Here is a 20,754-nt window from a genome sequence, read left to right as displayed (position 1 = left end):
ATCATCACGCGAGAAAATCATGTCCCGCGCAATCAAGCATCTGCTTATCGAAGGGCTAATCATCATGACCATCGGAGTTCCCACTGCCACGACAGCCAATGAGAAGAATCTCAAGCTGACCATCGTCAATGCACAAAACCTCTACGACCCGTCGCCGAATGGCTACAGCACGGCGGTGATCACGCCGCGCGGAGTCCGGGTGGCCTACCTCTCCGGACAGGGCGGGCAAGACAGCACGGGAGCCTTGTCGCCCGACTTCGCTGTCCAGGTTGAGCAGGCCTACACAAATTTGCGCACCGCCCTCGATGCGCTCGGCGCGAGGCCGGATCAGGTCGCCAAGCTCACGGTTTTCGTGGTCGATCACGATATGTCCAAGCTTGAGGTGCTGACCAAGAACGTCAAAAAAATGTTCGGTGAGGCGCTGCCGGCGCAGACCCTGATTCCCGTTCCCAAGCTTGCACTTGACCCCATGCTCTTCGAGGTGGAGGCCGTCGTCATTCTGGAATAGTGGTGCCGGTCGCCTTTCGCACATATGCTGCGCTTCGCGATAGTTTCACCCTGTCCATCCGGTCAATGGTTTGCCTGTCGCAATTTTCCTCGCAAAAATGGGTGTTTCGCGGGCGATTTTTGGGACAGCCGCAAGGGCGCTCGCCCCACCCAAATGCGGTCATTTAGTGTGGGGATCGAGGAGCCGAATGTGATGGCATTGGATGGCGTACGTGCGTTGGTATTCGACGTGTTCGGCACTGTCGTCGATTGGCGCAGCGGCGTGGCGCGCGAAGCTGAGCCGTTCCTGAAGCGGCATGGAGCAGGATCCGCTATTCCTACCGCTTTTGCGGATGCGTGGCGCCGCCGTTACTCCCCAGCGATGGAGGAGGTGCGCAGCGGCAGGCGGCCCTTTACACGGCTCGACGTGCTGCATCGGGAGAATCTGGCAGCCGTTTTGCCAGAATTCGGGATCGACCCGGCTTCGGTGCCAGCGTCCGAGCTGGACGAACTGAACCTCGCATGGCACCGATTGGAGCCATGGCCGGACGTGGTGGCCGGCCTTGCACGGCTCAAGGCCCGCTATATCATCGCGCCGCTCTCGAACGGCAACATCGTCCTCATGCTCAACATGGCGAAGCGTAGTCGCATCCCCTGGGATGCGATCCTCGGCGCCGAAGTCGTGCAAGCCTACAAGCCTACGCCAGAAGCCTATCTTCGCACCGCTGACGTCTTGGCAATGAAGCCAGATGAGATCTGTCTTGTGGCCGCCCACAACGGCGATCTTGCAGCGGCTCGGGCATGCGGATTGCGAACAGTCTTTGTCCCGCGTCCGACCGAGCACGGGGTAGCGCAGGCCACGGATCTGCACCCTGATCAAGCCTGGGACCTGATGGCCAGCGACTTCATTGACTTGGCTGAACGCCTTCAGTTGTAGCGCGATCTCAACGAGCCGCGGGGACCCAGCGACAATCCTGGGTTGTGGATAGCCAAAGCGGCAGGCTTTACTACGCCTTGCGTTGCCAGCGCCGGTCTCGCCTTCACCGAGCGACTGCCAGAATCCCGAGCACCGACGCGACGGTGGCGAGCAGGATTCGAACGTTGTGGACCATGAGCCAGGTGTCTAGCCTTGCGGGCACCTGATCCAGGGGGAACGACTTGGTGGCGAATTGCGCGTTGGTCGGAAGGAACCAGGCCATAGTGAGAACCAGAACGGCAGCCACACAGGCAGTCGCCCCGATCCACAGTGCACGTATTCCTGCCTCGCTCCAGCTGAGCCAGAGCGAACCGATCAGGCCGATGAGGGTCGGAACGACGACAAGGGGGATCGTCCTTATGATGAACCGGTCGTTCTGGCTAAACCAGTCGAGGAATTCGGCAGCGGGAAGGCTCTTCCAGTAGCCGCCCAACGTTACGCCGATCGTCAGCATGACGCCGGCGAACATCGCCGAACCCGAGATAGCGAGAATGTTGAATAGGAGTCGCAACGGAATCTCTCCTGCCTTTGTTTTCTTTCGAGTTTGATGACTTCGAGTTCTTGCTGAGCCAACGCCTACGCGAGGCAGACGCCCGCCACGCCGACTTTTTGAAACAGGTGCGGGGATGCGACCGCCGAAGCCGATAGACTGAGAGTTTCGCCCTGAACTCCGGGTTCATGAACGCAGTCCGGAAAGTCTGCTGTCGATCCCCAGACGGCATAGTTCAGATAAGTAGGGCTTTCGCCGACCGCGCGGTGAAGCTGGGTCGAGATGAAACCCGGCTGCTGTTTCATGAACAGCGCATCGTCCTGCCAGGCTCGAAGAAAGGCCTGTTCGTCCGCCTTGTCGAGCGTGAACAGGTTCACGAGCACGATGGAAGCAGCATCGACTGCGATCTGACGTTCGATCGGGAACGCTGGGTCCAGTGGGCGCATAAGAGACATGACAGATTCCTTTTCATTTTGGTTGCAGGATGTCGATCTGGTATGATGCATCACATAGCCAATTGACATGATGATGTCAATATCATCCTATGGTGACAAATGAATGAATCAACGAAGACCGCAAACCGAACCCTCGCGGGTGAAGCCTTGACCGATCTCATTCTCGGCCTGTTCAGGGTCAATAACCTGACTTTGACGTGGGGCGATCGGCTCGTGGCTCCGCTGGGGCTGACCAGCGCCCGTTGGCAGATCCTCGGCGCCATTGTCGCAACCGAACGCCCGCAGCCGGTCGCGTGGCTCGCACGCGATCTCGGCGCCAACCGCCAGAACGTGCAGCGCATCGTCAACGATTTGGCGAAGGAAGGGCTCGTCAGGTTCGAACCCAATCCGCATCACCGCCGCGCGCAGCTTGTCGTGCTGACCGACAAGGGACAGCGGACTTATGACGCCGCGATCGGTTTGTACGACCCACGTGTCAACACGTTCGCGGAGGGTTTTCCCATCGAAGATCTCGAAACGGCGGGCCGTGTCATGAAGGCGCTGCGGAAAAAATTCGAAGGAGAAGAAACCGATGAAGAGCAGAGCTGACCGCTACGGCACGATAGCGGTCTCAATTCACTGGCCGAGCGCCATTCTGATTCTGGCTCCGCCAGGCTCCGGCTTTCAGGCCGCGAGGGCCATGGATGCGGCCATCAAGGCGGGTTTCATCCGTGCATCGACTGGTGGCGGCGGCTCGATCTGAAGCCGCTTCCGATCAAGGGATCGCCCGGGGGGCAAGAGCGCGCATCGCGCGCTGGGTAGACGTCGCCTTTCTGGGTATGGCTGCCAGCAGCATCGAGATAGCCAAGGCGGCAGCTTTACGCCTTGCGTTCCCAGCGCCGGTCTGAAGTCTGCTGCCAATAGGTGACCGCGTGGCCGGCTTCCTTCATCGTCTTCCAGTGCGTGCGCGCCGCCTCGAGCTGGGCCGCATCGTGGCCGTCGAACAGGAACACGGCGCGCTCATAACCGGTAAGCTCCGGCGGCACCGCGCCGTCGACCAGGAAGCGTATCTGCGCCTCGTTCGGATTGTCATGGCCGGTTGTCAAAAGGATCGGCTGTTCGGCCAGATAGGATTCGCGGTCCGTCGCATGCGCCAGGAAGGAATCGTCCCTAAAAGTCCAAAGATGCTGGTCCAGCGCGTCGCGCCGCTCCTCGGTGCCGGTCTGTACCACGGCGCGCCAACCGCGATCGACACTGCGCTCGAGCAGGCCGGGCAGCGCATCCTCCAGTGTCGATTCGGTCAGGTGATAGAACAGGACGTCGGCCATGATCGCGCCTTGAAAGGCCTCACTCCTCGTAGTTGTCGCGCACCAGCCGGTCGAGCAGCCTGACGCCGAAGCCGGAGGCCCATGACTGGTTGATCTCGCTGGACGGCGCGCCCATCGCGGTGCCGGCGATGTCGAGATGCGCCCAGGGTGTATCCCTAACGAAGCGCTGCAGGAACTGCGCCGCGATGATGGCGCCGCCATAGCGGCCGCCGATGTTCTTCATGTCGGCATTTTTCGAATCGATCAGCTTGTCGTATTCGGTGCCGAGCGGCATCCGCCACACGCGTTCCTGCGTCGCCTGCCCGGCGCTCGTCAGCCTGTTCGCCAATTCGTCATTGTTGGAGAACAGCCCGGCATAGTGCTGGCCGAGCGCGACCATGGTGGCGCCGGTCAGCGTCGCCAGATTGACCATGAATTTCGGCTGGAAGCGATCGCTACAGTACCACAGCGCATCGGCCAGGACGAGGCGGCCCTCGGCGTCGGTGTTGAGCACCTCGATGGTCTGGCCCGACATCGAAGTGACGATGTCGCCGGGGCGCTGCGCATGGCCGTCGACTGCATTTTCCACCAGCCCGATGATGCCGACGACATTGGCCTTGGCCTTGCGCGCGGCCAGCGCGTGCATCAGCCCGGTCACCGCGGCCGCGCCGCCCATGTCGCCCTTCATGTCCTCCATGCCGGAGGCCGTCTTTATCGAATTGCCGCCGGTGTCGAAAGTGACGCCTTTGCCGACGAAGGCAATCGGGCTGTCCTTGGCCTTGCCGCCGTTCCACCGCATGACGGCCAGACGCGCCCCACGCGGCGAGCCTTGTGCGACGCCGAGCAGCGCGCCCATGCCGAGCTTCTTCATGTCCTTCTCGACCAGGATCTCGACCGAGACGCCGAGCGCTTCCAGTTCGTTGACGCGCGCGGCGAATTCCACCGGCCCCAGTATATTGGCCGGTTCGTTGACCAGATCGCGCGCCATGAGCACGCCGTCGATCACCGCTACCTCGTCGGCGAAGGCCTTTTTCGCCGCCGCCGGATCGGCGGTGTGGATGGTCACCTTAACCGGCTTTTTGGGCTCGGCCTTGTTGCCATCGCGCTGGCCGTCGCCATTGTCCTTTTTCGTCTTGTACTTGTCGAAAGCATAGCTGCGCAGAAGAATGCCCGCGGCAAGCTGTGCCGCTTGCCTGCCGCCAACGTCAGCACCCGGCAGATTGAGCATGACCGCCACCTCCGTCGCCTTGCGCAAGGATGCAGCGATGGTGCCGCCAAGCTTGAGCCAGGCATAGTCGTCGAGCGCCGAGATCTTGCCGGCGCCGACCGCCACCAGCCGGTCGAGCGATGTGCCCTCCGGCGCCAGCACTTCGACAAGGCCGGCGAACTTGCCGGAAAAGTCGGCCACCGGAAACGCCCGCTCCAGGGTCTTTGCCGGATCGCAAGCCTTTGCCGGGTCGCCGAGACCGCCATCGTTGGCCGCCAGCACGAAGACGCTGCCTTTTTTGGGCACTGCGAACCTGGCAAAGGCGATCGAAGGTCTCGAAGTCATTATGTCCTGCTTTCGGGAAGGGCGTTGGGTTTTCGGGAGAGTGCCTTGACGAAACTAGATATTTGGCTGTTTCCGACCGGAAGCACCACCCCCATTTTCAATCATCGACCCTGCCTGGCGATCTGCTGCGTGATTGCGTTGGCCTGAATTCTGGCATTGGCGAAGCAACCGCAAATGCTTGGACGCAATTTTGGGTCGGTCTCGGGAGTTGCCTGCGGGATAGTCGACGCCAGGCGTCGAAGATCGCGATGCGAGTTGAGATGCAGGCGCTGGTGCCGTCGACACCACGGTTCGGCAAGCCGGCTTTCCTTTTCCAGGACAAGCGTCGGCACGCCCGCCTTTTTCAGCGCATGGGCGACGGCCAGCCCTCGCCGCACCGGCGCCGATCACGATCGCACCGTGAAAAATCGATTCCTGGCCGGCTTGGCTGCACAATTCTGTTACTTCTGCTTTCATGCCTGTACCTGTCGCGGCGGCCATGTCAGTGATCGGCGCGACATTTGGTCGTTTTCCGGCATTTGGCAAGACTTTGCCGGAATCCGATCCCATATGGCAGATGGAATCGATGGCGATTCGTCGCGGCACGGCCCCGCTCAACTGCCGCAACCTGTTGTTAACCATTGATGTTCGCCCTTTCTTATCCAATGCCGCCGACACTCCGGCCACCGGAAACAACGATGTGGGACGGGAACCAGATCGAACCGCCAACGGACCGGTTGTGCAGGCGTCGCCGGGCGACTACCTTGTCTGGAGGCATGATGCCGTTCGGCAAAATCGAGAAAAGCCTTCATGAAGGTCGTTGAACGCTACATCATGCGTCGTGCGTTGGCGGTCTTCCTCGCAGCGCTCATCTGGACGCTGGCGATCGTGTGGACGACGCAGGTGCTCGCCCGCATCGATCTCGTGACCGACAGCGGGCAGTCGGCGCTGACCTTCTTCGAGGTCGCTGCGCTGATCATTCCGTCGATCGTCCCGATCGTCGTGCCCTTCGCCCTGGTGGTCGCGGTCGCGCAGACACTGAGCGCGATGAATTCCGACTCTGAGCTTGCCGTCTTGAACGCCGCAGGCGCTTCGCGCTGGACCATCGTCAGGCCGATCATGCTCCTGGCGCTGGCGGCCAGTGTTTTTTCGTTCGCCGTCGACAACGGCGTCGACCCCTATGCACGGCAGAAAAACCGCGAGCTGGTGGCGTCGTCGCGCGCCGATCTTCTGTCGATCATCATCCAGGAAGGCACCTTCCGCAAGATCGACGACGGCCTGTTCCTGCAGATCGGCGAGCGGCTTCCGGACAACCGCCTTGGCGGTATTTTCGTCGCCGATTCACGCGAAGAAGGCGTCAACCTCATCTACTACGCCAAGAGCGGCGCCATCATCGAAAGCGGCGACGAGCGGGTGCTGATGATGAACGACGGCGTCATCCATCGCGAAACGCTGGCCGGCGATCTTTCGGTCATCCGGTTCACCTCCTATGCCTTCGACCTGTCGGCCTTCATGTCGGCCTCATCGGACGTATTGCTCTTGCCGAAGGACCGGACGACACAGTACCTGCTCAATCCCAGTCCGAACGACAAGATGTTCCAGAAAAGGCCGAACAAGTACCTGGCCGAGGTCCACCAGCGTTTCTCCGAATGGTCCTATTCACTCGTTTTCGCGCTGATCGCGCTTGCGGTCGCGGGAGACGCGCGCTCCCATCGCGAGGCGCGCATTCATCCGCTGATCACGTCTATCGCGATTGCCCTTTTCGTGCGCTGGCTCGGTTTCTTTGCCGCTGGGAAGGCCGACAACATTCCGCAATACGCCTATATGGTCTACGGCGTTCCTATCGTGGCGTCCGCAGTCGCGACATGGTTCATCGTCTCCAACCGGACCATGGAGCTGCCGGTCGCCTGGGCCGACTGGATGACGAATTTCGCCGGCCGCTTCGGTGACGGCTGGAGCGCCCTGAAGCTCCGCTTCGCCAGGCGCGGCGCTTCTGGCCAAGGGGCCGGCTGATGGGCTGGACACGCTAATGGGCTGGACACTGGGCAGATACTTCTTCTTCCGCTACGTGACGATCACCATCTGGTTCTTCATCGGCCTCCTGGCGCTTGTGTTCCTAATCGACTTCACCGAGCTTTCCGGCCGCACCACCGGCTTGCCGGGTTTTACCTACGGCACGGCGTTCGCCATTTCAGGGTTGCGAATGCCGATGATCATGCTGCAGACGGTGCCGTTCGTTGGCCTGTTCTCGGCGATGGCGACGCTGGTCTCGCTCAATCGCAGGTATGAACTGGTCATCGCGCGTTCCGCCGGCGTATCCGCGTGGCAATTCCTGCTGCCGTGCTGCATTGGGGCGCTGCTGTTCGGGGTATTGTCGGTCGGCGTCATCAATCCGATCGCCGCCTATGCGTTTTCCTGGTCCGAAAAAATCGAAACCCAGCTCCGCTCCGGCAAGTCGAACACCGTCTCAGCCGACGCCGAGCCCTGGATCCGGCAGAAAACCAGTTCCGGCGATACCATCATCGGCGCGCGCGCCATCCTCAATCAGGGCCTGGAGATGGCCGACGCCGCCTTCTTCGTCCTCAACCCGCAAGGCGACATCGTCGAACGCAAGGACGCAGCGCACGCCTATTTGCGGGATGGCTACTGGGAACTGCAGGACGTCAAGGTGTTCCGGGACGGCAACATACAATCGGTGGCAACCGACCGCATACCGACCGATCTCAAGCCCGAGTTCGTGCAAGAGCGGCTGGCGCGCCCGGAAACCATCCCTTTCTACGATCTGCCCGACAAGATCGAGGTTGCCCGCTCCTTCGGCCTCAAGGCAAATGCCTTTGCCATGCAGTTTGATTCATTGGTAGCGCTGCCGTTCCTTCTCGTCGCCATGACTTTGATCGCCGCAACGGTGTCGATGCGATTTGCGAGGATGGGCCAATCCGCGACGATGATTCTGGGTGGCGTCCTCGCCGGGTTTCTGCTTTATGTCGTGACAGTGCTGGTCAAGGCATTCGGCGTGGCGGGATTCGTACCCACAGTCGTGGCTGCATGGGTTCCGGTTGTCGTGGCTATGTTCTTCGGGGTGACTTTCTTGCTGTACAAGGAAGACGGCTAGTGAGGGGGGCGGTTTTGCGCAGCCATAGGCAGGCCGGTTTGGCGCGCCTCTATGGGGCGAGCGCCTTGGCATGCCTGCTCGCTTGCGTCGTCCCGAATATCCCGGCTTTTGCCCAGGATATCAACGGCATGGCAGCCGACGTTCCCTCCGGCTCGCAAATGCTGCTGGCGGCGGATACGCTGGTCTATGACAACGACAACCAGACAGTGACGGCCGTCGGCGGCGTGCAGATCGATTACGGCGGCAACCGCCTCGTCGCCCAGCGGGTCGAATACAATCGCAACACCAAACGCCTCGTCGCCAGCGGCAATGTCGAGGTCATCAACAGCGACGGCACCAAGATCTATTCGCAGCACGTCGACATCACCGACGATTTCGCCGACGGCTTCGTCAACGCGCTGCGTGTCGAAACCGTCGACAAGACCTATTTCGCCGCCGAAAGCGCGGAACGCATGGGCGGCGTGCTGACGACGTTCCACAACGGCGTCTACACGGCCTGCGAGCCGTGCGAGGACAAACCGGACAAAGCGCCTACCTGGCGCATCAAGGCCAGAAAGATCATCTGGAACGGCGAAAAGAAGACGGTTCGCTTCGAGAATTCGAATTTCGAGTTCTTCGGCTTTCCGCTCGCCTATCTGCCGGCCTTCGAGATTGCCGACCCGACCGTCAAGCGCAAGAGCGGCTTCCTGATCCCCGGCATCGCCTACGAGAGCGACCTCGGCGTCGGCGTCAAGGTCCCCTATTATTTCGCGCTCTCACCAACCTACGACCTCACCGTCACCGGCAGCGGCTATACCAAGCAGGGCTTCCTCGGCGAAGCCGAGTGGCGCCAGCGCTTCAATAACGGCCAGTACAGCCTGAAGATCGCCGGCATCCGGCAAGAGGATCCCGACGAGTTCATCGACGACGACGGGCACAATGTCGATTCGGGTGCGGCAGGCGACCCGAACAAGTTTCGCGGCATGATGGGCACAAAGGGTCAGTTCGCTATCAATCCGCGCTGGGACTTCGGCTGGGACGTCCTGCTGCAGACCGACAATGATTTCTCACGCACCTACGCCATCGAGGACTTCAACGATAGCGTGCATCGCTCCTCGATCTACCTGACCGGCCTCAACGGCCGCAACTATTTCGACGTGCGCGCCATGCGCTTCGAGGTCCAGGAAAAGACACTCCCTGACGATCCGACCGCAGTCGCCGGCAAGCAGCCCTGGGTGCTGCCCTCGCTCGACTACGCCTACATCCCCGACATGCCGGTGGGCGGCGGGCAGTTGTCGTTCAATGTCAACGCGCAGACCATCAGCCGCGACAGGCTGGATACGGTCCTTGCCGATCCGAACAACGCTGCGTCCGTCAACAGAGTCCGCGGCATCGAGGGCCAGTCGGGCCGTCTCACCGCTGAAGCGGAATGGAAGCGCACCTTCACCACCGATGGTGGGCTGCTGCTGACGCCGCTGCTGGCGCTGCGCGGCGACGCAGGCTATCTCAATGCCTCTTCGGGATCGCTCAATGCCATCAATCAGATGGCGTCTAACCTCGGCGTCGACGACGATATGCGATCGTCGCTCGCCCGCTTCATGGCGACCGCCGGGCTGGAAATGCGTTGGCCGGTGCTGTTCTCGTCGACCAGTTCCAGCCACATCTTCGAGCCGATGGCGCAGGTGTTCGTGCGTCCGAACGAGCAATATGTCGGCGGCCTCGCTGTTCCCAACGAGGACGCGCAGAGCTTCGTCTTTGATGCCACGACATTGTTCGAGCGCGACAAATTCTCCGGTTACGACCGCTTGGAAGGCGGCACCCGCGCCAATGTCGGGCTGCGCTATTCCGGCGCCTATGACAATGGCTGGAGCACCAACGCGCTGTTCGGCCAATCCTACCAGCTTGACGGCCAGAACTCCTTCGCGGCGCCGGACCTGGTCAACGTCGGCGCCGATTCTGGCCTTGAGAACACGACCTCCGATTATGTCGGCCTTGTCGGCTTCAACAGCCCCAGCGGGCTTTCCGGCTCGGTCAGCGGCCGCTTCGACGAGCAGAGCTTCGAGGTTCGCCGCGCCGAGGTGAAGGCAGCCTATTTCGGCCTGCCGATTTCGTTCAGCGCCAAATACGCCTTCATCCAGGCTCAGCCGCTCTATGGCTTTACGACCGATCGTAACGAGGTCACGCTCGGCGCCTCGACGCAACTTGCCGAGAACTGGCGTGTCTTCGGTACCGGCACCTACGACCTGGAGCAAAGCGTCCTGGTCAAGGACGGGGTCGGCTTTGCCTATAGCGATTCATGCTTCACCTACTTGATGACGTTCTCGGAATCCCGCGACATAAGCACCAAGGAAGTGTCGCAGAACATCGGTTTCAACCTGTCGTTCCGCACGCTCGGCGATTTCGGCTCGACACAAAGCTCCTTCAACACTGTCCAGTAGCAGATGACTGGCCAATAACGGACGGGCGGAACGGGCGGCCGGCCAACGCAACGGCCCGAAAAATTCAAAGTGTTTGCGCGTACTTCGTGCGTCAAAGTGGATGCACATCGCGGCTAACGACATCGTTTCGCCGCATAGGGCAGGCACGGGTTCCAGTTCCCTCAGAATGCGATAAAATTGGGCCGCAAGCGAGATAGGATTGGGATGCTTTCGATGAGGAAATACCTCTTTTCGGCAGGGTTCGCGCTGCTGGTGGCGGCGACCTCAGCCTCGATCACCATGATGACGCCGCCGGCTTTCGCCAGCCAGATCAAATACGTCGTCAACAACGTACCGATCACCACTGGCGACATCCAGCATCGGGCTGCCTTCCTGCGCCTGCAGCGCAAGAAGGGCAATGCCGCCGAGGAAATGATCGAGCAGACGCTGCGCGTCGCCGAAGCCAAGCGTCTCGGCATCCGTATCAGCGATGCCCAGGTCGACGCCGCCTATCAGCGCTTTGCCACGACCAACAAGATGCAGCTCAAGCAACTCGATGGCGTCATGGCGCAGTCCGGCGTCGGCAAGGAGCATTTCAAGGAGTTCATCCGCTCCCAGATGGCCTGGAATCAGGCGCTGACCGCGCGCCATCGCTCAGAGAGCGGCGGCGCGTTGAGCGAACAGGATGCAGTCAGGCGCATGCTCGACAAAGGCGGCACCAAGCCGACCGCCATGGAGTACATGCTGCAGCAGGTCATTTTCGTCGTGCCGGCGGCCGAGCGCAGCGCGACGCTGTCCAAGCGCAAGCGCGAGGCCGACGCCATGCGCGCCCGCTTCAACGGCTGCAACACCTCGCGCGAATTCGCCAAGGGCCTGATCGACGTCACCGTTCGCGATCTCGGCCGGATACTGGCGCCGCAATTGCCACCGGACTGGGCCGACCAGATCAAGGCCACCAAGGTCGGCGGCGCCACCCCCACGCGCGAAACAGACCGCGGCGTCGAGTTCATCGGCATCTGCTCGTCGCGCGAAGTGTCCGACGACAAGGCTGCCCAGATGGTGTTCCAGAGCGAAGGCTCGAGTGGCAAGGACACCGACGAGCTCTCCACGAAATATGTCGAGGAGTTGCGGAAGAAAGCCCGCATCGTCGAGCGCTGAAGCCGCCAGAGGCAGCGCTGGCGCTGAGCGCCGGTGATCCATCCGGCGTTGGGCCGGAAATCGCCATTGCCGCCTGGCAGGCGCGCGACGGCGCCGGTGTGCCGCCCTTCTATCTTATAGCCGATCCGGCGCTGATTGCCGCACGGGCGCGCCTGCTCGGCGCCGATGTGCCAATCACGGAGACAGTGCCAGCCGAAGCGCAGCGCGTCTTTGAGCGCGCCCTGCCCGTCATGCCGCTTGCCGCCCGCTTCGTCGACGACCCCGGCCGGCCGCACCCAGCCAACGCCGCCGGCATCATCGAGGCCATCGAGCGCGCTGTTGACGACTGCCTTGGCGGTCGCGCAGCGGCGGTCGTTACGTGCCCGATCGCCAAGAAGCCGCTCTACGATGCCGGATTCCGTTTTCCCGGTCACACTGAGTATCTGGCGCATCTGGCGACGCTCCACACCGGCGCACAAGCGATGCCGGTGATGATGCTTGCCGGTCCCGAGTTGCGCACGGTTCCGGTCACCATCCACATTGCGCTGCGCGAGGTGCCGGAAGCGCTGACGACGGATTTGATCGTCGCGACCGCCCGCATCACCGCCGCCGACCTCGAATATCGCTTCGGCATTGCCAAGCCGCGGCTTGCCGTTGCCGGCCTCAATCCGCATGCCGGCGAAGGCGGCGCGATGGGCGCCGAGGACGAGCGCATCATCCGCCCGGCGATCGAAAGGCTGAGGGCGGCGGGCATCGACGCTTTCGGGCCGCTGCCGGCCGACACGCTGTTCCATGCCCGCGCCCGAGCCGGCTACGATGTGGCGCTGTGCATGTATCACGATCAGGCGCTGATTCCGGCGAAGGCGCTGGCGTTCGATGAAGCGGTCAACGTTACGCTCGGCCTGCCGTTCATCCGCACGTCACCGGATCACGGCACCGCTTTCGATATCGCAGGCAAGGGCATAGCCCGGGCCGACAGCCTGATTGCGGCGCTCAGGCTCGCCCGCAGGCTTGCCGACATCGGGGCGAAGGCTGCCGCCGCATGAGGCTTTGCATGAGAGCGGTCGCATGAGCACCGACGGGCTGCCGCCGTTACGCGCGGTGATCGAACGCCATGGGTTGCAGGCGAAAAAGGCGCTCGGCCAGAATTTCCTGCTCGACCTCAATCTGACCGGCAAGGTCGCCCGTACCGCCGGCGACCTGACCGATGCCACGGTAATCGAGGTCGGTCCGGGTCCAGGTGGCCTCACTCGGGCGCTGCTGTCCCACGGCGCGGCTCGGGTCATCGCCATCGAGCGCGACGAGCGCTGCCTGGCAGCGCTCGCGGAGGTGTCAGATCACTATCCGGGCCGATTGGAAATCATTGCCGGGGACGCATTGAAGACGGATTTTGCAGCGCTTGCCAAAGGCGCACATGGGGGCGATGGATCTGTGAGGATCGTCGCCAACCTGCCCTACAACATCGGCACCGAACTTTTGATACGCTGGCTGACCGTGGCCGAGTGGCCTCCCTTTTACGCATCGATGACGCTTATGTTCCAGCGCGAGGTGGCCGAGCGCATCGTCGCCCGCCCCGGCAGCGATGCCTATGGCCGGCTGGGCGTGCTGGCAGGCTGGCGGACGGAGGCAAAAATCGCTTTCGACGTGCCGCCGCAAGCCTTCACGCCGCCGCCCAAGGTGGTGTCGTCGGTGGTGCATCTGGTGCCGCGGGCAAATCCCCTGCCCGTCGAGGTCAAGAAGCTCGGCCGCGTTACCGAAGCGGCCTTCGGCCAGCGCCGCAAGATGCTGCGGCAGAGCGTCAAGAGCCTCGGCGGCGAAGCCCTGCTCACCCGCGCCGGCATCGATCCGACCCGCCGCGCCGAAACGCTTGACGTCGAGGAATTCGTGCGACTGACCAACGCAGTGTAACTGCGTAGGTCCCTTCCTCCCCTTGTGGACCCCCAGTGGGGAAAGGAAAGTCGCCCCTAATCCGTCTTCTCGTCGAGCAGCCCCGAGACGAAATCGAACAGGCCGGGCCGGCGGTCGCGTCTGAGCCGCTCGGCGATGACTATGCCGCGCACCTCGGCGAAGGCACGGTCGAGATCGTCGTTGATGATGACGAAATCATATTCCTTCCAGTGCTCGATCTCGTTGCGAGCGTTCTTCAGACGCGTCTCGATCACCGATTCCTGGTCTTCGGCGCGGCGCTTCAGCCGCGCCTTCAACTCTTTCATCGAGGGCGGCAGGATGAAGATCGAGACGATGTCGGCGCGCATCTTCTCCTTGAGCTGCTGGGCGCCCTGCCAGTCGATGTCGAACAACATGTCGCGGCCCTGTGCCAGCGCCAGTTCGGCCGGCTCACGCGGCGTGGCATAGCAATTGCCATGCACTTCGGCCCATTCCAGCAGTTCGTCTGAATCGCGCAACCGCTCGAACTCACGCATGGTGCGGAAATGATAGTGGACGCCTTCGATCTCGCTGCCACGGCGCGGCCGCGTGGTGACGGAGACCGACAGTTCGAGACTGGAATCGCTCTCCAGAAGATTGCGCGCGATCGTCGACTTGCCGGCGCCGGACGGCGACGACAGCACGAGCATCAAACCCCGGCGGCGAATGCGGGAACCCAAATCCCTGGCAACCATAGGCTCCTTGGCGACCATCAGGGTTACTCCAGATTCTGGACCTGTTCGCGAAACTGGTCGACGACCGCCTTCAGCTCCAGCCCTATGGCGGTGATCGCAGCGGCGTTCGATTTCGAACACAGCGTATTCGATTCGCGGTTGAATTCCTGCGCCAGAAAATCGAGCTTGCGGCCGATGGCGCCGCCGCCTGCCAGCAGCACCCGGCCGGATGCCACATGCGTCTTCAGCCGGTCGATCTCCTCGCGGATGTCGGCCTTGGTGGCCAGGAACGCCGCTTCCATATGCAACCGGCTGGCATCGAGATTGGCGGAGGCATCCATCAGCAGCCGCACCTGCTCGGTAATCCGTTCGCGGATCACAGCCGGCTCACGCGACGGATCGGCCTCGGCGCGCAGCGTCAGCGCCTCGATAGCGTCGATATGACCGGACAGCAGCGAGCGCAGGGCGGCGCCCTCGCCCTGGCGTGCCTGCTCCAGCCCGCCCAGCGCCACTTCGAGCGCCGAGAGTATCGCGCTGTCGAGCGCCGCCCGCGCCTCTTCGGTTTCGGCGGTTTCGGGGATGTCGAGCACGCCGCGCAGCGAAAGCAGCCCGTCGGCTGTCGCAGGCGCTGCGCCGAACTGCTCCTGCAGCCGCTTGGCCAGCCCCGCCAGATCTGTCAGGAAGGCCTCGTTGACCACTGGCTGCGCCTGCTGGCCGGCTGCGCGGCCGACCGTCAGCGTTGCCTGGAAATTGCCGCGCGCAAAGCGCTTTTGCACCGTCTGCCTGACGGCCGGCTCGAGCCGCTCGAGGCCTTGCGGCAGCCGCAGCCTGACCTCGACGCTCTTGCCGTTGACCGACTTGACCTCCCAGGCGATCGACGTGCCGTCATGTTCGGCGACGGCCCGTGCAAAACCGGTCATGCTCTGCAAATTCATGATGCCCTTGCTTCCCCCTGGCGCATGATCCCGGAAGCGGTTCCGGGCCAGATCGTGCGCGGCTTCAAAATCCGGAGCGCCTGTTCGCGTCGAATCGGACGCAGGGCGCTCCTGATCACAAAATCAGCACGTCCCTGCCATCAGACGAATCGGAGGGACGACTTCACAACCGTCCGGCGCTACTGCGCCGCCGCTCCGGCGTCGCCATCGCCGTCGTCAACCGGCGCATCGGTCTGACCTTCCACCTTGGCGGCGTCGGCCTTGGCAGCACCGGCCTTGGCGGCTTCATCAGCCAGATCCTTCTGCAGCGCCCGGTAGCGGGCGACGTTCTCGTTGTGCTCGGCGAGCGTCGCGGCAAAGACGTGACCGCCGGTGCCGTCAGCAACGAAATACAGGTCGTCGGTCTTCGACGGATTGGCGACGGCTTCCAGTGCCGCACGGCCAGGATTGGCGATCGGCGTCGGCGGCAAGCCGTTGATCAGATAAGTGTTGTAGGGCGTCGGCTTCTTGATGTCAGACTGATAGATCGGGCGGTCGGCGGGTTTGCCCTTGCCGCCGAACAGGCCGTAGATAATGGTCGGATCGGACTGCAGCCGCATGCCCTTGGCCAACCGGTTGAGGAAGACGGCGGCGACCCGCGAGCGTTCGTCGCCCTTGCCCGTCTCTTTCTCGACGATCGAAGCCAGGGTGACGAAGTCGTCGACACTGGCCAGAGGCAGATCGGGGGCGCGCCGCTGCCAGACTTCCTCGACAAGCTTCTTCTGGTCCGCCAAAAGCTTTTCGACCATCTGCTGGCGTGTCGCGCCGCGGGTGAAACGCAGCGTGTCGGTGGCAAGGCTGCCCTCGGGTGGAATGGTCGCCGGCATATCGCCGTCGAGCGCTGCCTGATCGGCGATGCGCTGCAGCGCCTGCTCGACCGTCAGCCCCTCGGGGACGGTCAGCGAATACATTACCGACTTGCCGCTCTTCAGCAACTCCATGATGTCGCGCATCGAGGCTTGGGGCTTGATCTCGTATTCGCCGGCCTTCAGGGCGGAATCATTGCCAAAAGCGCGCACGCCAACGCGGAAGATACGCGCGTCGCTGATCAGTCCGCGCCGCTCGAGCTGCTCTGCAATTTCCTGGACGCCGGTGTCCGGCTTGACCAGGAAGGTGTCGGCATTGGCCGACGGGCCGGGCTCGTTGAATTCCTGCTTACCGAAATACAATGCAAAACCGGCCGCCAGAACCAACAGCATCACCAAGGAGATGACGAAGTTCATAAACACGACGAACTGGCTGCGCGAGGCGCGCGAGCGCTTGGGCGGCGGCGTGCCGGCTTCAGGCCGCAATGCCTCGCTGGCCGTTTTCGGCACGATCGGACCCGACGGTGCGGACCGTTGCCCGAATTGCCCGTTGTCCGCCGAATTTGTGCTCATGGCGCCCTACCGTTTGATCTTGCAACGAATCCCCTTGGGCACAGTAGGGGCGAATATGGCAAAATTGACGACACGCATAGACCGTGCCGGTCGGCGGACCGGTCAGCCATTGTAGCGCTGGAAGACCAGCGAGGCGTTGGTGCCGCCGAAGCCGAACGAATTGGACAGCGCCACATCGATTTGGCGGGTGCGCGGCTTGTGCGGCACCAGGTCGATCGCCGTTTCGCGCTCAGGGTTGTCGAGATTGATGGTGGCCGGCGCGATGTTGTCGCGAATGGCGAGGATCGAAAAAATCGCCTCGGCGGCGCCCGCCGCACCCAGAAGGTGTCCTATCGACGACTTGGTCGACGACATCGATATTTTCGACGCGGCGTTGCCGACCAGCCGCTCGACGGCGCCCAGCTCGATCGTGTCGGCCATGGTCGAGGTGCCGTGCGCATTGATGTAGTCGACGTCTGCGGGCGCCAGCTTGGCCCGGTTCAGCGCCGCAACCATGCAACGGAAGGCGCCGTCGCCATCTTCGGCCGGCGCGGTGATGTGATAGGCATCGCCGGTCAAGCCGTAACCGGTGACCTCGGCATAGATCTTGGCCCCGCGCGCCTTGGCGTGTTCCAGTTCCTCCAGAATGACGACGCCGGCGCCCTCGCCCATGACGAAGCCGTCGCGGTCGCGGTCATAGGGACGCGAGGCCGTTTCCGGAGCGTCGTTGCGGTCGGTCGACAGCGCCCGGCAGGCGGCGAAGCCGGCGATCGACAGCCGCGTCACCGGCGCTTCCGTGCCGCCTGCGACCATCACGTCGGCATCGCCCCACATGATCAGCCGGGCGGCATCGCCGATGGCGTGCGCACCGGTGGAGCAAGCGGTGACGACGGCGTGGTTGGGGCCTTTCAGCCCATGCCGGATCGAAACCTGGCCGGATACGAGATTGATGATCTGGCCGGGGATGAAGAACGGGCTGATGCGGCGCGGACCGCGCTCCTTCAGGATCATCGCGTTCTCGGCGATGCCTTCGATGCCGCCGATGCCGGAGCCGATCAGCACGCCGGTGGCGCACTGCTCCTCATGCGTCTTCGGCGCCCACCCCGAATCCTTCAGCGCCTCGTCGGCGGCCGCGATCCCGTAGAGGATGAAGTCGCCGATCTTGCGCAGTTCCTTCGGCTCGAGAACGGTCTCGGGATTGAAGGTGGCATTCTCACCATTGCCGCGCGGGATGACGTGGGCGACCTTGCAGGCAAGATCCTCCACCTCGAACTCGGTGATGCGCTTGGCTGCGCTGCGGCCGGTCAGAAGTTCCTTCCAGCCATGCTCGAAGCCTACGCCGAACGGCGAAAGCAGCCCAAGGCCCGTGACGACGACACGCCTCATCGCAGGTCCTCCTCGGTGATGACTGCAAATAGCGTCAGGCCGAAGCCTTGTCGATGTACTTCACCGCATCGCCGACAGTCAGGATGGTTTCGGCCGCATCGTCCGGGATCTCGACGCCGAATTCTTCTTCGAACGCCATGACGAGTTCGACCGTGTCGAGACTGTCCGCGCCCAGATCATCGATGAAGCTCGCCTGCTCCGTCACCTTGTCGGCATCGACGCCAAGGTGCTCGATAACGATCTTCTTGACGCGCTCTGCGGTGTCACTCATTTGGGCATCCTCGTCTTTTGTTTGTCTGTCTTCGTTAGCGGGCAGAATGCCGCTAATCAAGCTGAAAGATGGTCGTGTCGGAAACGCAACGGCACCGGACCGGTTTTTGCCCGAACCGCCGGGTTGCGGGCCGCATTACACGAAAATCGGCCGGGGTCCAAGGTGAAAAGGGGTGTTTTCCCGCAACTGTCAAATCATCGCCATGCCGCCATTCACGTGAATGGTCTGGCCGGTTACGTAGGCGGCTTCGTTGGAAGCGAGGTAGGCGACGGCGGAGGCGACTTCGGCGCTGGTGCCCATGCGCCGTGTCGGAATCGCCGCCATGATCGCCTCTTTCTGCTTGTCGTTGAGCTTGTCGGTCATCGCCGATTCGATGAAGCCCGGGGCGACGCAGTTGACGGTGATGTTGCGCGTGGCGATCTCCTGCGCCAGCGACTTGGAAAAGCCGATCATGCCGGCCTTGGAGGCGCAGTAATTGGTTTGGCCGGGATTGCCGGTGACGCCAACCACAGAGGTGATGTTGATGATGCGGCCATGCCGGCGCCGCATCATCGGATGGGTCAGTTCGCGGGTCAGCCGGAACACTGCGGTCAGATTGACCTCGAGCACCGAATCCCAGTCGGCGTCCGCCATGCGTACGAACAGCCCGTCCTTGGTGATGCCGGCATTGTTGACAAGAATGTCGACGCCTTCGAGATCGGCCTCGACCTTCTGGCCGAGCGCCTTGACCTCGTCGCGATTGGAAAGGTTCGCCGGAAACAGCTTGACCCGCTCGCCGAGCTCGGCCGCCAGCGTCTCCAGCTTCTCGACACGGGTGCCGTGCAGGCCGACGATGGCGCCCTGGGCATGCAGCACTCGGGCGATCGCCTCGCCGATGCCTCCCGATGCGCCTGTGACAAGCGCCTTGCGGCCGGTCAATTCGAACATGTCTTATCCTCTTCTCAATCGTACAAGCCGGTGAGTTCGGCTACCTCTAAACGTTGCCGCGCCAGAAGTCCTCGGCGTTCACGGTCGTTTCCTCGCCACGCCTGATCCGCTCCAGAACCTCGGCTGCGAGATAATAATCCTCAATGTCCTCCAGACCGCATTCGATGAGTTCGCGCAGACAACAGGCCTTGCTGCGACCAGTCTTGGCCGCGAGAAACTCCAGGCGCTGCTCGACTTCAGGGGAAAGGCGGATCGACGTGGCCATGCCCATACCTCATTGGGATACTTGTATTCATGTGGCCAAGCGTCGGTGAATTCAAGCTTACGCGGTTCACCCCAATGCCGCCAGCGCCGCCTCGACATCGGCCGGCGTGCCGACGGCGCTGGTGGCGATGTCGCGGTTGATGCGCCGCGCCAGTCCCGACAGCACCTTGCCGGCGCCCACCTCGTACAGCGTCGCAATGTCGTTGGCGCCAAACCACTCCACCGTTTCGCGCCAGCGCACGCGCCCCGTCACCTGGTCGACCAGGCGGTGGGCGATTGAATCCGGATCGCTGGACGGCGTGACCGACACGTTGGAAACCACGGGTACGAACGGCGCGTTCTTCGTTACGCCGGCCAGCGCGTCGCGCATGACCTCGGCCGCCGGTGCCATCAGCGCCGAATGGAAGGGGGCCGAGACCTGCAGCATTAGCGCCCGCTTGGCGCCCTTATCCGTGCACAGCTTCGCCGCCAACTCGACCGCCGCCCTGGCGCCGGAGATCACCAGTTGGCCACCGCCATTGTCGTTGGCGATCTGGCAAATCGAATCTTTGGCTGCTTCAGCGCAGGCGGCTTCGACATCGGCCTGTTCCAGCCCGATGATCGCCGCCATGGCGCCCTCGCCGGCCGGCACAGCCGCCTGCATGGCATTGCCGCGGATACGCAAGAGCCGGGCGGCATCGGCGACCGAAACGAAACCGGCGGCGGCAAGTGCCGAATATTCGCCGAGCGAATGGCCGGCGACATAGGCGACCTTGTGCTTCAGCGAGAGGCCGCGCGATTCCAGCGCCCGGATCGCGGCGAGCGACACAGCCATCAGCGCCGGCTGGGCATTGGCGGTCAGCGTCAGCCTCTCTTCTGGCCCTTCCCAGATCAGCTTCGACAGGTTTTCGCCAAGCGCGTCGTCGACCTCTTCGAAGATCTTCCGCGATTCCGGAAAGGCGTCGGCGAGGTCCTTGCCCATGCCGACAGCCTGGCTGCCCTGTCCCGGAAAGGTGAATGCGACGGCCATGCGTGCCTCCCAAGCGGCTGATTTTTCCTGCCTGTGACGTAAGGCGGGCGGGCAAGTCAAGTCCGCCATCGGCCCGACCCGGGCCGCTCCGGCTCG

Annotated in this window: 22 protein-coding genes and 1 pseudogene; 11 read left to right on the top strand and 12 right to left on the bottom strand. The window is 62.8% G+C overall.

Going from position 1 to position 20,754, the window contains the following annotated elements:
* The first annotated feature begins 19 nt into the window (after nt 1-19).
* Both AC0L16_RS07690 and AC0L16_RS07685 read left to right on the top strand, forming a co-directional pair.
* Entirely contained in the window at nt 20-508 is a 489-nt protein-coding gene (locus AC0L16_RS07690) for a RidA family protein (RefSeq protein WP_473619950.1), read from the top strand.
* Between the two features lie 192 nt (nt 509-700).
* On the top strand, nt 701-1,423 hold the full coding sequence (locus AC0L16_RS07685) for a haloacid dehalogenase type II (protein ID WP_473619948.1): 723 nt from the start codon (nt 701-703) through the stop codon (nt 1,421-1,423).
* 103 nt (nt 1,424-1,526) lie between these two features.
* Here AC0L16_RS07685 and AC0L16_RS07680 read toward each other — a convergent pair whose 3' ends face one another.
* Together AC0L16_RS07680 and AC0L16_RS07675 are read right to left on the bottom strand one after the other, a co-directional pair.
* Nucleotides 1,527-1,973, bottom strand: a complete 447-nt coding sequence (locus AC0L16_RS07680) for an anthrone oxygenase family protein (RefSeq protein WP_473619947.1) — start codon at nt 1,971-1,973, stop codon at nt 1,527-1,529.
* 65 nt (nt 1,974-2,038) lie between these two features.
* Nucleotides 2,039-2,407: pseudogene (locus AC0L16_RS07675) on the bottom strand (antibiotic biosynthesis monooxygenase family protein).
* Nucleotides 2,408-2,506: 99 nt separating this feature from the next.
* Here AC0L16_RS07675 and AC0L16_RS07670 point away from each other — a divergent pair.
* Both AC0L16_RS07670 and AC0L16_RS07665 read left to right on the top strand, forming a co-directional pair.
* Nucleotides 2,507-2,995, top strand: a complete 489-nt coding sequence (locus AC0L16_RS07670) for a MarR family winged helix-turn-helix transcriptional regulator (RefSeq protein ID WP_473619946.1) — start codon at nt 2,507-2,509, stop codon at nt 2,993-2,995.
* Nucleotides 2,979-3,149, top strand: coding sequence for a hypothetical protein (locus tag AC0L16_RS07665; RefSeq protein ID WP_473619945.1), 171 nt, complete (start codon nt 2,979-2,981; stop codon nt 3,147-3,149). The genes AC0L16_RS07670 and AC0L16_RS07665 overlap by 17 nt, the downstream gene beginning before the upstream one ends.
* A 115-nt stretch (nt 3,150-3,264) precedes the next feature.
* Here the strand turns inward: AC0L16_RS07665 and AC0L16_RS07660 are convergent, their stop codons facing one another.
* Together AC0L16_RS07660 and AC0L16_RS07655 are read right to left on the bottom strand one after the other, a co-directional pair.
* The gene (locus AC0L16_RS07660; RefSeq protein ID WP_473619943.1) at nt 3,265-3,714 is read right to left on the bottom strand and encodes a DNA polymerase III subunit chi; all 450 of its coding nucleotides are present in this window, start codon (nt 3,712-3,714) and stop codon (nt 3,265-3,267) included.
* A 19-nt stretch (nt 3,715-3,733) separates the two neighbouring features.
* The gene (locus AC0L16_RS07655; RefSeq protein WP_473619942.1) at nt 3,734-5,245 is read right to left on the bottom strand and encodes a leucyl aminopeptidase; all 1,512 of its coding nucleotides are present in this window, start codon (nt 5,243-5,245) and stop codon (nt 3,734-3,736) included.
* 478 nt (nt 5,246-5,723) lie between these two features.
* On the opposite strand from AC0L16_RS07655, the gene AC0L16_RS07650 reads away from it, so the two are divergent.
* From AC0L16_RS07650 to rsmA, 7 genes are all read left to right on the top strand, one after another.
* Nucleotides 5,724-6,038: a hypothetical protein gene (locus AC0L16_RS07650; protein ID WP_473619941.1), complete on the top strand. Its 315-nt coding sequence runs from the start codon at nt 5,724-5,726 to the stop codon at nt 6,036-6,038.
* Complete coding sequence (lptF, locus tag AC0L16_RS07645) at nt 6,035-7,237, top strand: LPS export ABC transporter permease LptF (RefSeq protein WP_473619939.1); 1,203 nt, start codon at nt 6,035-6,037, stop codon at nt 7,235-7,237. Before AC0L16_RS07650 ends, lptF begins: the two co-directional genes overlap by 4 nt.
* Nucleotides 7,238-7,253: 16 nt before the next feature.
* Nucleotides 7,254-8,336: an LPS export ABC transporter permease LptG gene (gene lptG / locus AC0L16_RS07640; protein ID WP_473619938.1), complete on the top strand. Its 1,083-nt coding sequence runs from the start codon at nt 7,254-7,256 to the stop codon at nt 8,334-8,336.
* Entirely contained in the window at nt 8,336-10,753 is a 2,418-nt protein-coding gene (locus tag AC0L16_RS07635) for an LPS-assembly protein LptD (RefSeq protein WP_473619937.1), read from the top strand. Before lptG ends, AC0L16_RS07635 begins: the two co-directional genes overlap by 1 nt.
* 204 nt (nt 10,754-10,957) lie before the next feature.
* Entirely contained in the window at nt 10,958-11,890 is a 933-nt protein-coding gene (locus AC0L16_RS07630) for a peptidylprolyl isomerase (protein ID WP_473619936.1), read from the top strand.
* Entirely contained in the window at nt 11,887-12,915 is a 1,029-nt protein-coding gene (pdxA, locus tag AC0L16_RS07625; RefSeq protein WP_473620026.1) for a 4-hydroxythreonine-4-phosphate dehydrogenase PdxA, read from the top strand. Before AC0L16_RS07630 ends, pdxA begins: the two co-directional genes overlap by 4 nt.
* Nucleotides 12,916-12,937: 22 nt before the next feature.
* Complete coding sequence (gene rsmA, locus AC0L16_RS07620; RefSeq protein ID WP_473619934.1) at nt 12,938-13,777, top strand: 16S rRNA (adenine(1518)-N(6)/adenine(1519)-N(6))-dimethyltransferase RsmA; 840 nt, start codon at nt 12,938-12,940, stop codon at nt 13,775-13,777.
* A gap of 56 nt (nt 13,778-13,833) precedes the next feature.
* On the opposite strand, the gene gmk is transcribed toward rsmA, so the two are convergent.
* The 8 genes from gmk to fabD all read right to left on the bottom strand — a co-directional run bounded on the left by gmk (nt 13,834) and on the right by fabD (nt 20,658).
* Nucleotides 13,834-14,508 carry a guanylate kinase gene (gene gmk / locus AC0L16_RS07615; RefSeq protein ID WP_027152668.1) on the bottom strand — a complete coding sequence of 225 codons (675 nt, stop codon included), beginning with the start codon at nt 14,506-14,508 and terminating at the stop codon, nt 13,834-13,836.
* Nucleotides 14,509-14,513: 5 nt separating this feature from the next.
* The gene (locus AC0L16_RS07610) at nt 14,514-15,404 is read right to left on the bottom strand and encodes a YicC/YloC family endoribonuclease (protein WP_473619933.1); all 891 of its coding nucleotides are present in this window, start codon (nt 15,402-15,404) and stop codon (nt 14,514-14,516) included.
* A gap of 179 nt (nt 15,405-15,583) precedes the next feature.
* Entirely contained in the window at nt 15,584-16,822 is a 1,239-nt protein-coding gene (gene mltG, locus AC0L16_RS07605) for an endolytic transglycosylase MltG (protein WP_473619932.1), read from the bottom strand.
* 102 nt (nt 16,823-16,924) lie between these two features.
* Nucleotides 16,925-18,187: a beta-ketoacyl-ACP synthase II gene (fabF, locus tag AC0L16_RS07600; RefSeq protein ID WP_473619930.1), complete on the bottom strand. Its 1,263-nt coding sequence runs from the start codon at nt 18,185-18,187 to the stop codon at nt 16,925-16,927.
* 34 nt (nt 18,188-18,221) lie between these two features.
* Complete coding sequence (locus AC0L16_RS07595; RefSeq protein WP_006203723.1) at nt 18,222-18,458, bottom strand: acyl carrier protein; 237 nt, start codon at nt 18,456-18,458, stop codon at nt 18,222-18,224.
* 189 nt (nt 18,459-18,647) lie between these two features.
* Entirely contained in the window at nt 18,648-19,385 is a 738-nt protein-coding gene (gene fabG / locus AC0L16_RS07590; RefSeq protein WP_473619929.1) for a 3-oxoacyl-[acyl-carrier-protein] reductase, read from the bottom strand.
* Nucleotides 19,386-19,431: 46 nt separating this feature from the next.
* Complete coding sequence (gene relB / locus AC0L16_RS07585; RefSeq protein ID WP_202363426.1) at nt 19,432-19,650, bottom strand: type II toxin-antitoxin system RelB family antitoxin; 219 nt, start codon at nt 19,648-19,650, stop codon at nt 19,432-19,434.
* A 66-nt stretch (nt 19,651-19,716) separates the two neighbouring features.
* On the bottom strand, nt 19,717-20,658 hold the full coding sequence (gene fabD / locus AC0L16_RS07580) for an ACP S-malonyltransferase (protein WP_473619928.1): 942 nt from the start codon (nt 20,656-20,658) through the stop codon (nt 19,717-19,719).
* Nucleotides 20,659-20,754: the final 96 nt, after the last annotated feature.

It is taken from the genome of Mesorhizobium sp. WSM4848 (assembly GCF_055811375.1).
This window is presented reverse-complemented; position numbering and strand designations above follow the sequence as displayed.